The following is a 15691-nucleotide window of genomic DNA, read 5'->3' on the forward strand; positions in this document are numbered from 1 at the left end:
CGAGCGGCGGCCTCGACTACTCCGCTTCGCCGAGCCGGATCGCCATCTCCTGTTCGAAGCTCTCGGTGCCGGTCGCCTCGAAGCCGACCCGTTCGTAGAGGGCGATCGCCGGATTGTTCCACCGCTCGACGGTCAGCCAGACGCGTTCGATGCCGCTCTCGGCGGCGTGGCCGAGCAGCCCCTCGAGCAGTTGCGTCCCGATGCCCGCGCGCTGGTAGGCCTGGAGGACGAAGATCGCGAGTTCCCACTCGACGTCGCTGCGGTGCTCGATCGCGGACGGATCCTCGGTATCGGGGACGAGCATCGCGTGGCCGATCACGTCGCCGTCGTGGCGGGCGACGACGTTGACGCTGGACTCGCCGATGGCCTCGAGCCAGTCACGGATCCGTTCCTCGCCCGTCGGGGGGATCCCCTGGGCGCGGTCCTCGGGGTCGAACTGGACGTACATCGCGACGACGTCCTCGAGCGCCTCGTCGGCGAACTCCTCGAGGGCCTCGATCGTGATCGTGCGCCCCTCGCGATCCTCGAACGTAGTCGGCGGTGCCGGAAACGGTCCCGAGGGGTCGTCCGGGTACGTTCGCGCTCCGCTCATCGTTATCGCACCAGCTTGACGGTCGTCGGCGCGTTCAACAGGACGAACTCGGCGATCGGTCCGAGCTGGATCTTCCCCATCGGCGACAGCGTCCCCCCGCCGATCACCAGTTGATCGAACTCGCCCTGTTCGGCGTAATCGACCAGCGCACTGCCGGGGTCCCCCTCGAGCGTGACGAGTTCGGCCTCGACGTCGGCCTCCGCGAGCAACTCCTCGGCCTCCTCGTACATCTCGGCTTGCGATCGTTTCGCTTCGGGTTTCTCGACGACGGCGACGGTCAGATCGTCCCCGACAGCCTCGGTCCGCTCGATGGTCTGTCGGAGCGTCTTGATCGACTCGTCGCTGCCGCCGAGACCCACTAACACGTTCATATCCACAGATGTGAGCCGATGGACGAAAATCGTTGCGCCGCTCGATCGGCGCGTCCGACGAGTCACCGGCCGCAGTCGAGAAAGCGCGTCGCTCGCGGACGATCGGTCGGCCCTCGAGCGCGTGGAGCGCTCGAGGAAAACAGCTCAAAAACGGCAGCCACAAGCGCGTATCGCGGCATGCACACAGGGTTCCGGCCTCGATGGGCTGAGGACCTCTCGGGTTGCGTTGGTGTCGTCGGTCGTATTCGTCGTCACCACCTCACCACCAGATAACACAATCCCACCTCCGACCTTCAACGGGCCGTTTGTTTTCTAAATGCCCCAAATACGTTTCTTATTCGAATTCGTTGTGCCGGACAATCGGTGTCGGTTCGGAATCGATCACCGACGGCTCGAATCGACCGGGGCATTGCGCCGTGGGCTCCCTGGGACCGCTCGAGCGGCGGCGTCGCCGTGACCGATTCACACACGTTGCGGATGACGACGCCGTTAAGACCGTGTGGTGAGTACGTCGAACGAATGAGTGATGCGGCACTCGACGTCGTCGAGTTTCTGCTTACGACGAGCGTCTACTCCGACGACAGGACCTTGGACGAGAACGACCTGCCGCCGTCGTACCGACAGGTGTACTGGACCGGCGGGGTCGACAGCGACGACGACGGCGACGGGCGCTCGAGCCCCGCCGGCATCAGTCGGCCGCTGTCGGTGACGACGACGACCGCACGCGAGGCGACCGGCGTCGCCCAGCCCTGGGAGACGGTCTCGGACCTGATGTTCACCGAGCGCGACGAGTTCTCCGGCTCCCTGACGCTGGCCGATCGGGGGATGGCCGAACGGTGGTTCGCCGAGCGCGCAGACGACGAACGCCTGCTCGAGAACCCGACGCTCGCGAAACACTACGCGGACCACGAGGAGTTCGAGTTCGACGCCACCCACGAGGAAGCACGCGAGCGCAACCGGCCGATCCAGGCTGACCGCGTCTGGATCGACGGATTGCTCGATGAGTACTTCGACGAGGAGGAAGACGAGGAGATGCTCGACCTCGTCGAGGTGCGCGCGCCCGAGGAGGTCGACGTCACGCTCGACGAACTCGTGCTGACGGCCGATCAGGAGAACGAACTCGACAAGATCTCGAAGGCGATCGAACACCGCGACTACCTCTCCCAGATCGGCCTGCGCGAGATCGGCAAACTGCTGTTCGTCGGCCCTCCCGGAACGGGGAAAACGTCGACGGCCCAGGCGCTGGCCCGGGAGATGGACCTCCCGTTCGTCGAGGTCAAACTCTCGATGATCACCTCACAGTACCTCGGGGAGACGGCGAAAAACGTCGACAAGACCTTCGAGGTCGCCAAACGTCTCTCGCCCTGCATCCTCTTTATCGACGAGTTCGACTTCGTCGCGAAAACGCGTCGCAGCGACGAACACGCCGCCCTGAAGCGCGCCGTGAACACCCTGCTCAAGAGCATCGACAACATCTCTCTGATCGAGGACGACGTGTTGCTGATCGGCGCGACCAACCACCCCGACCAGCTGGACGACGCCGCCTGGCGGCGCTTCGACGAGATCATCAACTTCCCCAAGCCCGACTACGACATGCGGGCGGACATCCTCCGGGTTATCACCCGCCAGATGGACATCGAGGAGTTCGATCCCCAGCTCGTCGCCGAGGTGACCGAGGGGCTGACCGGCAGCGACCTCCGGATGGTCCTCCGCGAGGCGGTGCTGGAAGCGCTGACGGAGGACCGGACGACGCTCACGCAGGACGACCTGCTCCACGCCGTCGAGGAGTTCGAGGAACGAGACACGCTGAAGAACATGGACATGATGGGCGGCGACCACGACGCGCTCGTCGCCGGCGGCGACCTCGGGAAGGCCAGCGACGGGGGTGAGCCGGAGAGCGATCACGACCACTCCCACGACCACGATCACACCCACGATCACTGACAAGAGCCGCTCTCACGGGCCACAAGCTTGATTCTGCGTCCGCGGAAACGACTCGTTCGTACCCCGGTAGTCGTCGCCGCACGTCGGCGGCGTTACGAGCACAGGAGGCCGACAGCGACGGCTGCCGGGAACGGGACAGACACATGCACAGACGCGACGCACTCGCTCGGATGGCAAGCGCGGTCGGGATGGCATCGCTCGCTGGCTGTGTCGAGGACCTCGAGGAAGCAGGGCAGTTCGCGGACCTGCTCGAGGAGGACGCCGAAGAAACGGTCGAAAGCATCACGAACGACCTCGAGCGACCGCCGGGGGCGACCCTCGACGTCAGCGCGGACGGAACGATCACGGTTCTCTCGCTGAACTCGAACACGGTGGGAGTCCACTGCGGACCGATCGACGCCCCGGATCCCGTCGCCGCGGTTCGCGAGCGGGAGGGAGCGGCGACAGCCGTCGGCGAGACGATCGAAGGCTGCGACGCGGGAACGATCGTCGGCGTCACGGAGGGCGGCTCCGTCGAGGTCGTCGAACAACTCGACTGACGCCGATCGACCGCGATCAGGCGCAGTCGACCGTCTCGGCGACCTCGACGAGTTCCGCACTCTCGAGGTCACCGGTCAGGGTGTACTCGAGGTCGCCACACGTCCAGTAGAGGCTGGACGTCTGCCCGTCGACCAGCGTCGCCTCGGTTCCGTCGACGGTGACCGATTCACCGTTGGGCGTGAACGCGAGGTCGTCGGTGGCCGACAGCATGAGGAGTTCGCCGTCGGAATCGCTGTACGTGGCTCCGACGGTGGTCGTGCCGACACCGTCGTCGGTCAGCGTCGCGGACTCGAGGGTGAACCCGTCGGGGATCGCGGGTTCGGCGACGTCGAACGGTGCGGCGTCGGAGGCCTCCGCGAGGCGGTCGTACTGCTCGACGGTGACGTCGTCGGCGTCGACGACCTCGGCGTCTTCGGGCGGTTCGAACGTGAACACGTCGTCGTCGACGCCCGTATTGAATTCGATCTCTTCGAACGCGAGCGTCACGCTCGTCGTGTGACCGTCGGCCGTCATCTCGGCAGTGTATTGCAGCGGATACCAGTGTTCGTCGTCGATCCACAGCGAGACCTCGTCGTAGACGTCGGTGAGGGAATCCTCGGCGGTCGCTTCGGCGTCGCCGTCGTCGCTCGGTACGAGCGTGACGACGTGGGCGTCCCGATCGGCGACCGTATCAGTACCCTCGTAGACGACGTCGAACGACTCGAGCCACTCGTCGATGAGGGCCTCGTCGCCGAGGATGGACGTCTCAGTCGCCGTATCGCCTATCTCGAGATCGTAGGTTCGAACGACGTTCTCGTCGGCGTCGTAGATCCAGGAGGTGTCCCCGTTACTGACGACGGTATCGCCGACGGTGGCGTAGTCGTCCGTCGTCGACACGAGTTCCTCGCGGTATTCGCCCGCCGGTCCTTCCCAGACTTCGGCGGTGGTCGTCGTCACGTCGTCACCGTCCTCGACGACCGTCTGCTGGATACCGTGGACGTCGTCGATGTCGGCGTGTCGATCCTCGACGTTGTCGACGATCTCCGCCGCGTCGATCTCGTCGCCGTCGATTGCGGCACCGGTACAACCTGCAACGAGCAGCATGAGGGCGACACACAGGGTGGCAGCCCTCGGTGGGGACCAGTCAGCTATCATTGCAGGTGAGAGTTCGGATAGGAACGTATTAGTGCTTGAGAAGACTGAAAACTCGTTTTGAGTGTCCCGTTCACTGATCCCTTCGAGCGGTCGTCGAGAGGGGCTACTCGAGGATCCGCAGGACGTAGACGTGTGCGAACGTGAACGAAGAAACGGCCGAGGAGAGCATCGTTCCCGCCAGACTGACGCCGTGGACGGCCATCCTCGTCGTCTCGTCACCGATCACGGGATACGGTTCGGTCACGGTACTGAGTTCGGCCACGGTAAGTCCGGTCCCCATCGAGAGGACGAGACCGAGCAACAGGAGCGTGGTTCGTCGCCGAAGCGAGATGAGGCCCCAGCTAACCCGCAACGACGTGACCGGTCCGTAACCGCCGACGACAGCGGCTTCGGGCGCGAGAACGAACTTGGCGGCGACGACGAAAAAGCTGACGACGGCAGCCACGGCGACGACCGCAGCGATGGCGGCGTGAACGTACTGCTCGGCGAAAAACAGGAACGTTCCGAAGAGCGCGGCGAAGACGCCGACGAGGACGAGCACAAACACCACGACGAACCAGCCGAACAAGAGTCCGACCACCGTGGGCAGTCGGCGAATCACGTACGTGAAGACGGTCGCCGGCGTGTATCGCCGATCGGCGAGTGCGGCACTTGCCACGGTCGCAGCGTAACTCCTGGCGAAGGCGGCACCGACGAAAACGACGACCGACAACGCGAGTTCGAGTCGGATCGAACCGACGTAGCCGACGAACTGGACGCCGCCGATGAGCAAAAACACCGCAGCGACCGAGACACGACGCCGAAGGACCCCGATCGACCACAGCATGATCCCACCGAGTCCCCGTCGCGTGACGAGCGAGCTGACGCCCCGGCAGGCGAGACAGGCACAGCCGTCGACGTCGTCCCGTCGCTCGAACCGATCGACCATCGACTGGAGACACGTTTTTCACATTACATAAGCGTGCCTATCAGTTCGCACGAGCGAGCGGGTCCGCTACACGCCGGCGTCCGAACCGACGAACCGGGCTATCGTCTCCCAGACTGCGATGAGGATCGAAACCGGTCCGACAGCGACCGCGAGGTTCTTGAACGCGATTCTGAGCCCTGACCGGTCGTCTTCGGTACCGAGAAAGAGGACGATCGGCTCCGTCGAAACCGTGTAGACGTCCATCTCGCGGCCCTTCTCGGAGTAGCAGGTGTCGGCGACCTCGATGAGTCCGACCTCCGAGAGGTTCTCGAGGTGGTAGCTGACGCTCTGGATCGACATCTCGAGTCGATCGGCGATGGCGGCGGCCGTCGCCGGTTCGTCGTTGAGTTCCCGGAATATTTCGCGGGCGGTATCCGAGGACAGCGCAGCGAGAACCTCGTCCGTACGGTCGTCGTCCAGCGACAGCAGCGACGGGTCGCCGGCACGGTCGGTCGATGCGTTCGTCCTCGTCGGAAGCAATCGTGACATGGCTCGTCGCAGTGTTCCAGTTCTTCGAACGGGCGATACGTAACTGCTTCCGTGAGTCAAAACTGGTTTTGAGTCTTCCCCGGGACCGATCCCGGGGCTGGTCCCGTCGTCGACGGTGCTCCGGGAGGAACACCCTTAACCGATGGCTACGAATGTGGACGACGACTGATGGACGAGTGGGACGGATCCGACGGCCGAGGTGACGATTCGTGCGCGTGACGCTCCTCGGGACCGGCGATACGACCGGGACGCCGACCGTAGGCTGTGACTGCGACACCTGCGAGCGCGCCCGCGACCGCGACCTCGAGCGGACCCGCTTTTCGGTTTACGTCGCGAACGAGCGCACCGACGAGTCGCTGCTGATCGACTTCAGCCCCGACTTCCGCTCCCAGTTCCTGCGCGAGGACGTCTTGTTGCCCGACGCCGGGATCGTCACGCACGTCCACTTCGATCACCTCGACGGCCTTGGCAACGCCTTCCGCGTGTTCGACGCGCTGCCGGTGTACGCGGCGAACGAAACCGACCCCGAGACGGGACGGAGCGTCGCCGAGACCGTCCGGGAGGACTACCACTACCTCGAAACGCTCGACGTCCGGCCGACGACGCCGTTCGAACCGGCCCGCATCTGCGGGTTCGACGTGACGCTCGTTCCCGTCGATCACCCGCCGTTGCTCTGTTACGGCCTCGCCATCGAGGATCCCGAGACGGGGGCGAAGCTCTCCGTCTCGGGCGATACGAGCTACGCCGTGCCCGAGCGCTCCCGCGACGTGCTCGCCGACCCCGACCTGTTGCTCGCCGACGCCATCGTCCCCGCCCACCTCTGCGAGTACCACCCCATCGGCGGCCGCCACGAGGACGAGGACGGCGTCCCCCGAACGTTCGGCACCAAACACATGACCCGCGAGGGGGCGCTCGCGCTCGCCGAGAACCTCGAGGCCGACCGGACGCGGCTGGTCCACGTCGCCCACTACTACCCCGCCGACGAGGCGTTCGAGGAGCCGCTGGCCGTCGACGGCGAGGAGTACGTCCTCTGATACGGATTACTGTAACAAGCTTCATGCTCGCGCCGGTTTTACCACTGCACACGCAGCCCGGGTCGCGGGTGCGCCGGAAATGACTTACAGTATTCCGTATGAGCCGGTCCCACGGCGGTCGCCCTGGCAGGCACATGTAGGTACAACGGCTACGGCCGGACCCGTCGACGACTCGCGTATGTCCGCACAGTTCACGGACGACGACGAGGGGAAACGCGTAGTCAACGCCGACGGCGACGAGATCGGCATGATAGACAGCGTCGAGCACGGCGACGCCTACGTCGATCCCGATCCGGGGATGGCCGACACGGTCAAATCGAAACTCGGCTGGGGCGACGCCGACGAGGAGACCTACAAACTCGAGGAGTCGAGCGTCGAATCGATCACCGACGACGAAGTGCGGATCCAGCGGCTCTGACCGGCGTTCGGTCGGATACCCGTACGGTCCGACGGCGCTGATCGGGCGACGGTCGGACGGCCGCCCGTTCGAGCCGGCCCGTTTCACCTGCCTGCACGGGAGTTACGTCCTCGAGAGCACCAGTACCGGTCGATGCTCGAACTCTACCAGGCCGAGGGCTGTCCCCACTCGCAGGACGTCCGGGAGAAACTGACCGAACTGGGCCTCTCGTACGTCGCCCACAACCCTCGAACGCCCGACGACGAGGTGAAAAACGAGCGAACCAACGCCGTCCTCGCGGAACTCGGCGGCCAGGAACAGACGCCGTATCTCGTCGACGACGCGCGCGGCGAGGCGCTGTACGAGAGCGACGCCATCGTCGACTACCTCGAGAAACACTACGCGTAGTCTCGGCTCCTGGCCACCGGGGTCCTGCGGACCGTCAGCCGAACCGGTCGAGTCCCGACTGCCGGCGCTGCTTTCCCGACGGCTCGGCTACCCAGGGCGTTCGCCGGTCCCGTTCCGCTTCGAGGTCGGCCTCGGGAGTCGTCGCGGGGTCGTAGCCCGGACACGACGGGCCACACTCGGACCCGGCGTCGACGATTCGTCCGGCCCACGCACACCACGGCAGGGTCGCCCCGCTCGAGTCGTCGGGGTCGCACTGCACACAGTCCGGCAACCCGTAGGTCCGCCACCCCTTCCCGTAGGCCCGTTCGGCGATGCGCCGGCGCTTTCGGGCCTTCTCGTCGGCGTCGACGACTGCCACCTCCGTCCGGGCGGGATGGGACGCCAGCGGTTCGATCCCGGGGTCGTCCACGGTCAGGGGGGTCGGCTCGCGGACGACCTCGATCTCGAGTGCCGTCGCTGCGCCATCGTCACCCGAGTCGTCACGGTGTACCCGCCAGACACCCACTTCCTCGGGAATCCGGTTCAGATGCGCCCGCGTGACGTAGCTTTCGGTTGCGAGGACGATTTCGTCCACCAGCGCCAGGCTGACGTCCGTCCGCAACTGCGCCTCGAGGTCCCCCGGCCGGCCGAGGTCCGGCTTGTTCTCGATGCCGACGAGTCGGCCGTACCAGTCGGGGTAGCGGGCGACCTGCCGGACGTACTCCCGCCCGTTCCGGGGCCGGGATTCGAAGAAGCCGACCTCGAGCGCTCGGTCGGTCGCCCGGCGGGCCCGGTCCGGGTGGCAGTCGAAGGCGGACTTCCAGTAGCGCCACCGGCCGGGACCGACGGTCGATTCGATCGCCGCGTCGGGAATGGCGTCGCTCGTGATCGCCGCGCGGTCGTCGAACGCGGGGCCGGGTTCGACGTAGACGACGTCGAGGATGCGACCGCCGGGGTCGGCCACGCTCGCGCCTAACTGGCGGGCGACGATTCCGTCGCCGGAGACCGGGCCATCGCCCGACTCGAGGTGGGCACACAACGCGAGTTCGAACGCGAACTCCGACACGGCCGTCGAGAAGGGCGCGCTCGAGAAAAGGGCGTCGAGTACGGTTCTACAAGCGACGAGTGCCAGGACGGCCCGGAGTCAGCAGGCGACGGCCTCGCGCCTGTACTCGAGTCTCCCGGCGAGCCAGTTTCCCAGGCGTCGTGCGACGCCGAGGACGACCGCGAACGTGAGGAGTCCGGCGACCAGTACGAAGACCGCTCCGGCGTCCGGTTCGTCGCCGCCGGTCGCGACGGCCAGGGCGACGACGGTCGATACGAGGAACAGCAGCGTCGAGCCGATCATGACTACCGCGGTTTCGGCGAGGGTCAGATCGGCTATCGCGTGGTTCCGTCGAGAGGGGATAGGGTGGTTCATCACGTGTGTATCGAGGTGGCGCGGCCGAATAAGTGTAATCTGAACTATATTTTTGTAGCTCGAGTTACTGTAATTCGTTTCGGGAGACACCCGACGGCAGTGCCCAGGAACCGATCGACAGTGCTCCCGCAGAATCGAGTGACGGCGAGACGAACGATGCAGAAAATCGGACGGGCGACCGGCGATCGGTCCGCCGGTCGGCGAACCTCGAGCGACGGGGGTCGGTCAGCGAGCCTCGAGACAGGTCTCGAGGACGTCGAGACTCTCGTCCATCGTGACCCGAAGCCGGTCGCCCTCCAGCGCCATCGTCACCTCGAGACGGAGCGGATCGCGGTCGGTGATCCGGGTATACTCGTCGGAGACGCACCACGGGAGCGTCCAGTAGGGGCGATCGTCCAGCGAGACGCCGCGCTCGCGGTGGAACCCGACGACGGCGGAGTGCTCGAGCAGGCGCAGGCCGACGGCCGAACAGAGCGCGTGGTCACACTGTCTACAGACGTGATCGACGCGGATGCCGACGCCGAGACAGCAGTCGCCCGCTTCGACGATGGTCGTCTCCATGGGGCCGCTACACTCCGGGCAGACGCCGTCGGCCGCCAGACAGTGGAGATGTCGGACCCGGTGGTCGAACGCCGCCGCGATCTCCGCGGGCGTACGATCGTTTAGCCCACCCGGTGGGAAGGCGTACTCGCCGTGTCCACTCCCGCAGTCGACGCAGTCGATCGCCAGCCGTTCGTCCTCGTACGTGGCCTCGAGCGATCCCGAACAGGCGTAACAGCTCCCCTCGACGGGGAACGGCTCGACCGACGGGTCCTCGTTGAACGACCCCGCGATCACCGAACGGACGACTTTCTCGCCGGCGTGTTTGAACGCGTATCCCTCCTCGACCTGCGTGACGAAGTGGCCGGTCAACTGCTGGAGGTGGTAGTTGAACTGCGCCGAGTCGCGCACGCCGACCGCGCGACGAAGGTCGGAGAACGCGACCGGTCGTTCGTCGGCCGCCCACAGCGCTTCGAGGATCGCCAGCCGCGTCTCGTTGCCGACCAGCGCGAACGCGTCGGCGGGATCGAGACAGTCCGTACACTCGAGGACGCCCTCGCCGTCACTCGAGGCGTTCGATCGGCTCATATCGAGATACAGACAACGAACTTACAAAATAGTTCCCTGAACCTCGTTTTTGTATACGAGTTGATATTAGGGGGTCGTCCCCGATCGAATGCGACGTTACGGACGCGGCGCGGCCTTCTGGAGGGCCGTCTCCGCGACGTTGCCACCGTAGTCGGCGCTGCGCGAGAGCGAATCGAGGACCAGTCCGAGCGACTGTGCCTGAACGGGATCGAGATCCCGGAGCATGTCGTCGATCCGGCGCGTGTGCTCGTCGATCTCCCGGACCGACTCGAGCGCGTCGTGCCCCAGGTCGGTCGCCTCGTTGCCGTCCTCGCTGAACAGCGCGTCCATCGACGTCTCGACGACGTCGACCGCGTCGTCGTGGAGGTCCAGGAGCGCGTCCGCGACGTCCTCGGGCACGGCGTCGAGTCTGCGCGCGAGTTGGCTGATCTTCACGGCGTGGTCGGCGATCCGCTCGAGCTGACGGGCGCTCGAGTGGTAGTCGAAACAGTCCTCGCGGGAGACGCCGAGCGATTCCGCGGCCCGCGGCGAGCGCAACGTAGCGCGAAAGATCCGCGAGACGACGAGAAAGAGGCGGTCGACGTCGTCGTCGCGTTCGATGACATCGCGGGCGACGTCGTCGTCGTCCTCGACGAGCGCAGTCACGGCGTCCTCGAGCATCGAGGTGGCGATCAGGCGCATCCGGGAGACGGCGTTGACGATCGACAACTCGGAAGAGTCCAGCAGGTCCTGGACGACGACGCGGTCGGTCGCTTCCTCGACGACCTCGACGCCGATGAGCCCCTGAACCGCGCTTCGGATCGATCGTCGCTGATCGGTCGTGATCCGCCCGGCCTCGAGTTCGATGACGTCGAAGCCGCTGACGTACATGGTGAAGACGGCGCGGACCAGTTCCTCACCCTCGAGCGACCCGATCTCGAGGGTGCCCTCCTGTCGATCGTCGTCCGTCTTCGGCGTCACGAGGAGCGTATCGCCGTCCGCGTACAGTTCGACGGTTTCGCCGCTGCTGATTCCGTTTTCCGTGGCCCACGTCTTCGGAAGCGAGACGGTGTAGGTCGAACCGCCAGTCACCTGGACTTTCCGCGTCTCCATGCATCGGGGTTCCGAGGGACCGAACATAAATATACCTGAATCTATAGAGACAGACCTGTTCCGCCGGTACTCGTGTCTATTGCCTATATTCCAGTCAATACCGACCGTACTGCAACGTACTAATATAGTTTTGAACCAGTGACTATGTTTTACTATGTAATAAGTCGTGATGGTATTGGCGGCGAGTGGAAACTAGACCGATTGTCGTCCAGTCCTGTGTGAGAGACGTAGGTAGATACTGATCAGTCGAATATCTCCCCTCTCCACTACCCCCCAAATATCTTGGCCACAGACTCTCAAACGGAAGATTCGTCCGGATAAGAGAGGACCCGATACGTGTTGGATAGAACCGATAGTGACCGACACGTACAGGAATGTATAGATACGTGTAGATATATATTATTCATAGCAGTGCTTTTTTAGTGACTGTCGGACCTCACAGGTGATGGCAGCAAACCAGCGCGGTCGTTCGGTCGAGTCAGTTTCCAGACGAAAGTTCGTCGCAACCGCCGGTGGGGTCGGTGCCGTTGCGCTCGCGGGCTGTTCCGAGACCGACACTGGCAACGGCGGCAACGGCGACGGTGACCTCTCCGGCGAGGTCGACGTCACGGGGTCGAGTACGGTGTTCCCGATCTCGGACGAGATGTCCGAGAAGTTCATGGACGATCACCCGAGCGTGAACGTGCCCGTCGACCCGACGGGCAGCGGTGGCGGGTTCGAGAACTTCTTCTGCCACGGCGATTCGGACATCAACGGCGCTTCGCGACCGATCAAGCCCGAAGAGGAGGACCTCTGTTCCGACAACGACGTCAATCCGATCGAGATGCACATCGGCGGTGACGCCCTCACGATGGCCGTCAGCCCCGAGAACGACTGGGTCGACTGCATGACCTTCGACGAGATGGCCCAGATCTGGCAGGAGGACGGTGCCGAAACGTGGGCGGACGTCAACTCCGACTGGCCGGACGAACCGTTCGACCTCTACGGCCCCGACACTACGTCCGGGACCTACGACTGGTTCACCGAGAACGTCGTCGGCGAGGCCGGGAACCACCGGACCGACTACGAACCCACCGAAGACGACAACCTGATCGTCGAAGGCCTCGAGTCGAACCCGTACGCGATGGGGTACTTCGGGTACGCCTACTACTCCGAGAACAGCGACCGGGTGAAGGCACTCTCGGTGCGCGAGAGCGAGGGTGACAGCTGTGGCGAACCCGGCCTCGAGGCGGCGAGCGAGGGAACGTACCCGATGGCGCGCCCGCTGTACATTTACGTAGCCGAGGACGCCGTCCAGCGCGACGAGGTCTACGAGTTCCTGAAGTTCTACATCGAGAGCGCCGGGGAGGACTGGATCGCCGACGACGTCGGCTACGTCCCGTCGAACGACGACATGGTCGACGAGAACTTGAGCAAGCTCGAGGACGCCCGATAGCGGCCGTCGGCGTCGACTACCAGTTACATCGACCGATGATTTTCACCGAAACGACTGTGAGAAATGAGTACTGAATCGACGTCCGCCGATCTGACCCGATCGTCCCGGGGCCAGGCGACGAAAGAGCGGCTGTACCAGATGTTGCTGTTCGGTTGTGCCGCACTGACGGTGTTCGTGACGGCCGGCATTATCGTCACGCTGTCGCTCGACGCGGCAGCGTTCTTCGAGGACGTCAGCATCAGTTCGTTCCTGACCGGGACGGAGTGGGAGTCCAGCCACGGGCAGTTCGGCGTGTGGCCGCTCGTGACGGGAACGCTGACCGTCACGGCCGTCTCGGCGATGGTCGCGATCCCCATCGGGACGGCCGCCGCGGTGTATCTCAGCGAGTACGCGAGCGAACGGATGCGAGCGGTGCTGAAGCCGGCCCTCGAGATCCTCGCCGGCATTCCGACCGTCGTCTACGGCTACCTCGCACTCGTCTACCTCACGCCGTGGCTACAGGCGATCGGGCTCGATCTGACCCTGTTCAACACCCTCAGCGCCTCGATCATGGTCGGGATCATGATCATCCCGATGGTCTCGTCGCTCTCCGAGGACGCGATGAGCGCGGTGCCGGACGACCTTCGGCAGGCCGGCTACGGACTCGGCGCGACCAAGTTCGAGGTGTCGACGGGGATCGTCATTCCGGCCGCCATCTCGGGCATCTTCGCGTCGTACATTCTCGCGCTCTCGCGGGCGATCGGCGAGACGATGATCGTCGTCATGGCGATGGGTATGCAGGCGCGGATGTTCGACCCGACCGACCCGTTCGGTCACCTGTTCCAGTCGGGCGAGACGATGACCTCCGCGATGGTCCACGCCGTCACGAGCGACGCGACCGGCGGGACGCCGGAGTTCTACTCGATGTTCGCGATCGGCCTGACGCTGTTTGCGATCACGTTCGCGATGAACCTGCTGAGCAATCGCATCACGGCACGCTACGAGGAGGAGTACGAATGACGACCGACGCGCGATCACCTGCGAACGCCTTCCGGGAGGTGAGCTACTGATGGCGACGTCCGACGATACGATCGGTGCCTGGTACGGCGCGGACGGACAGGTGAGCCAGGTCCGCGGACTGCTGTTCAAGCTGTCGTGTCTCGGCGCGACCCTGCTGGCGCTCCTGCTGATGCTCGGGTTCCTGGCGTACGTGTTCAACGACGCGATCCAACCGGCCACCGCCGACGCCGGCTGGCTGGTCACGTTCGCCGGAACCGTCGTCGTCCCGGCGATCCTGCTGGGCGTGTACTTCTACCTGTCCGATTCGAAGGCCGGCGAAGTCGCCTACACGTCGCTCGGCCTGCCCATCGTCTCGGTCCTGTTCGCCGGCGGTGCCGTCATCGCGTTCAGACACATCGTCACTCCGCGCGAGTGGCTGGCGCTCGTCATCGCGGCGGGCGTCGCCTACGCAGTCGTGACAGTCCACGGACAGGTTCGCGATGCGGGCGTGCTCGAGCGGTTGGCGGTCGTCGTACTCGCTCCCGTTCTCGCCGTCGTCGGCGTACCGGGGTTCAGCGTCGACAGGACGATTCGAACGCCGCTACTCGGGCAGGAACTGTTCGACGTCTCGTTCGCGGTGCCCGACCTCGTCCCGAGTCTTCGGGAGCTGATCCTCTCGTTACCGTTCCTCCCGCTGCCGTGGATTTCGGCCCTCCTGGCGTTTACCGGACTGGTCGCCGTGGGGGTTGCGAGGTACGTCCGGTCCGTCAGAGAAAGCGAACGCGACGGGATCGTCGCCGGCGTCGCGGTGCTCGCCGTCGGTGCGGCCGGATTCGCCGTCGCGTCGGTCGTCGGCGTCCCGTCGGCCTACGGCGTCATCGTGGCGACGGTCGTCGTCGTCCCCAACGCGCTGTACGTCGAGTTCGTCCTCCGACGGAACGACGGCGTCGCGGGACTGGCGTATCCGGTCGTGATCGGCGCCGGCATCCTGGTCGGCGTCGTCGTCGTCGACGCGATGGGATACGCGGGACCGGACGTCTGGCTCGACTGGAGCTTTCTGATCTCGAGCCACAGCACTACGCCCGCGGACGCCGGGATCTACCCCTCGCTCGTCGGCACCGTGATGTTGCTGACCGTCATCGCGGTCTCGGCGTTCCCCGTCGGCGTCGGGGCGGCGATCTACCTCGAGGAGTACGCCCCGAACCAGGGACGGATGGGTCGGATCGTCGAACTGATCGAGATCAACATCGCGAACCTCGCAGGGGTGCCGTCGGTCGTCTACGGCGTGCTGGGACTGGCGCTGTTCGTTCGGGGCGTCGGCTTCCAGACCGGGATCGTCTTCGTCGGCGGCCTGACCGTCGGCCTGTTGATCCTGCCGATCGTCATCGTCTCGGCTCAGGAGTCGATTCGCGGGGTTCCTGATTCGATGCGACGGGCGTCCTACGGGATGGGCGCGACACGCTGGCAGACCGTTCGCAACGTCGTACTGCCGGAGGCCATGCCAGGGATCCTCACCGGGACGATCCTCGCGTTCGGCCGCTCGATCGGCGAGACGGCACCGCTGCTGATGATCGGTATGCCGGCGGTCGTTCGCATCTCCCCGGACTCGTTCTTCAGCGTCTCGAGCGCGATGCCGAGACAGATCTTCACCTGGTCGCGGCTGATCGACCACGACTTCCGGTATGGGGTACTCGCGGCGGGTGTTCTGACGCTGCTCGTCGTGCTGTTGTTGATGAACGGGGCTGCGATCGTCCTGCGGAACAGGTACCAACGCGGAGAGTGA

At 65.1% G+C, this 15691-nt stretch carries 17 protein-coding genes; 8 read left to right on the top strand and 9 right to left on the bottom strand.

The genetic code is table 11. From position 1 onward, the window contains the following. Positions 1-16: 16 nt before the first annotated feature. Together TX79_RS12515 and TX79_RS12520 are read right to left on the bottom strand one after the other, a co-directional pair. Entirely contained in the window at positions 17-592 is a 576-nt protein-coding gene (locus TX79_RS12515; protein WP_049927771.1) for a GNAT family N-acetyltransferase, read from the bottom strand. A gap of 2 nt (positions 593-594) precedes the next feature. Next, complete coding sequence (locus TX79_RS12520) at positions 595-963, bottom strand: universal stress protein (RefSeq protein ID WP_049927772.1); 369 nt, start codon at positions 961-963, stop codon at positions 595-597. A gap of 519 nt (positions 964-1482) precedes the next feature. Here TX79_RS12520 and TX79_RS12525 point away from each other — a divergent pair. Then, entirely contained in the window at positions 1483-2907 is a 1425-nt protein-coding gene (locus TX79_RS12525) for an ATP-binding protein (RefSeq protein WP_049928387.1), read from the top strand. 170 nt (positions 2908-3077) lie between these two features. Beyond that, complete coding sequence (locus TX79_RS12530; RefSeq protein WP_154660515.1) at positions 3078-3446, top strand: hypothetical protein; 369 nt, start codon at positions 3078-3080, stop codon at positions 3444-3446. Between the two features lie 16 nt (positions 3447-3462). Here TX79_RS12530 and TX79_RS12535 read toward each other — a convergent pair whose 3' ends face one another. From TX79_RS12535 to TX79_RS12545, 3 genes are all read right to left on the bottom strand, one after another. Continuing rightward, positions 3463-4581, bottom strand: coding sequence for an outer membrane lipoprotein-sorting protein (locus TX79_RS12535; protein WP_154660516.1), 1119 nt, complete (start codon positions 4579-4581; stop codon positions 3463-3465). A gap of 103 nt (positions 4582-4684) precedes the next feature. Continuing rightward, positions 4685-5509 carry a hypothetical protein gene (locus TX79_RS12540; protein WP_049927775.1) on the bottom strand — a complete coding sequence of 275 codons (825 nt, stop codon included), beginning with the start codon at positions 5507-5509 and terminating at the stop codon, positions 4685-4687. Between the two features lie 66 nt (positions 5510-5575). Continuing rightward, on the bottom strand, positions 5576-6037 hold the full coding sequence (locus TX79_RS12545) for an ArsR/SmtB family transcription factor (protein WP_049927776.1): 462 nt from the start codon (positions 6035-6037) through the stop codon (positions 5576-5578). Positions 6038-6246: 209 nt separating this feature from the next. Between TX79_RS12545 and TX79_RS12550 the strand changes: the two genes are divergently transcribed. From TX79_RS12550 to TX79_RS12560, 3 genes are all read left to right on the top strand, one after another. Then, positions 6247-7071, top strand: coding sequence for an MBL fold metallo-hydrolase (locus tag TX79_RS12550; RefSeq protein WP_049927777.1), 825 nt, complete (start codon positions 6247-6249; stop codon positions 7069-7071). 178 nt (positions 7072-7249) lie between these two features. Then, positions 7250-7489: a hypothetical protein gene (locus TX79_RS12555; RefSeq protein WP_049927778.1), complete on the top strand. Its 240-nt coding sequence runs from the start codon at positions 7250-7252 to the stop codon at positions 7487-7489. 132 nt (positions 7490-7621) lie between these two features. Continuing rightward, complete coding sequence (locus TX79_RS12560; RefSeq protein ID WP_049927779.1) at positions 7622-7876, top strand: glutathione S-transferase N-terminal domain-containing protein; 255 nt, start codon at positions 7622-7624, stop codon at positions 7874-7876. A 34-nt stretch (positions 7877-7910) separates the two neighbouring features. Here the strand turns inward: TX79_RS12560 and TX79_RS12565 are convergent, their stop codons facing one another. From TX79_RS12565 to TX79_RS12580, 4 genes are all read right to left on the bottom strand, one after another. Then, positions 7911-8921, bottom strand: coding sequence for a DUF5787 family protein (locus tag TX79_RS12565; protein WP_049927780.1), 1011 nt, complete (start codon positions 8919-8921; stop codon positions 7911-7913). Positions 8922-8999: 78 nt separating this feature from the next. Beyond that, complete coding sequence (locus tag TX79_RS12570) at positions 9000-9275, bottom strand: hypothetical protein (RefSeq protein WP_049927781.1); 276 nt, start codon at positions 9273-9275, stop codon at positions 9000-9002. Positions 9276-9500: 225 nt separating this feature from the next. Continuing rightward, on the bottom strand, positions 9501-10403 hold the full coding sequence (locus TX79_RS12575) for a winged helix-turn-helix domain-containing protein (protein WP_049927782.1): 903 nt from the start codon (positions 10401-10403) through the stop codon (positions 9501-9503). Positions 10404-10499: 96 nt separating this feature from the next. Beyond that, positions 10500-11495: a phosphate uptake regulator PhoU gene (locus tag TX79_RS12580; protein WP_049927783.1), complete on the bottom strand. Its 996-nt coding sequence runs from the start codon at positions 11493-11495 to the stop codon at positions 10500-10502. Between the two features lie 445 nt (positions 11496-11940). Here TX79_RS12580 and TX79_RS12585 point away from each other — a divergent pair, with 445 nt between their 5' ends. From TX79_RS12585 to pstA, 3 genes are all read left to right on the top strand, one after another. Then, positions 11941-12930, top strand: coding sequence for a PstS family phosphate ABC transporter substrate-binding protein (locus TX79_RS12585; protein WP_049927784.1), 990 nt, complete (start codon positions 11941-11943; stop codon positions 12928-12930). A gap of 63 nt (positions 12931-12993) precedes the next feature. After that, positions 12994-13929, top strand: a complete 936-nt coding sequence (gene pstC / locus TX79_RS12590) for a phosphate ABC transporter permease subunit PstC (protein ID WP_049927785.1) — start codon at positions 12994-12996, stop codon at positions 13927-13929. A gap of 49 nt (positions 13930-13978) precedes the next feature. Further along, positions 13979-15691: a phosphate ABC transporter permease PstA gene (pstA, locus tag TX79_RS12595; RefSeq protein WP_049927786.1), complete on the top strand. Its 1713-nt coding sequence runs from the start codon at positions 13979-13981 to the stop codon at positions 15689-15691.

The organism is Halopiger goleimassiliensis (assembly GCF_000455345.1).
Classification (GTDB): domain Archaea; phylum Halobacteriota; class Halobacteria; order Halobacteriales; family Natrialbaceae; genus Halopiger_A; species Halopiger_A goleimassiliensis.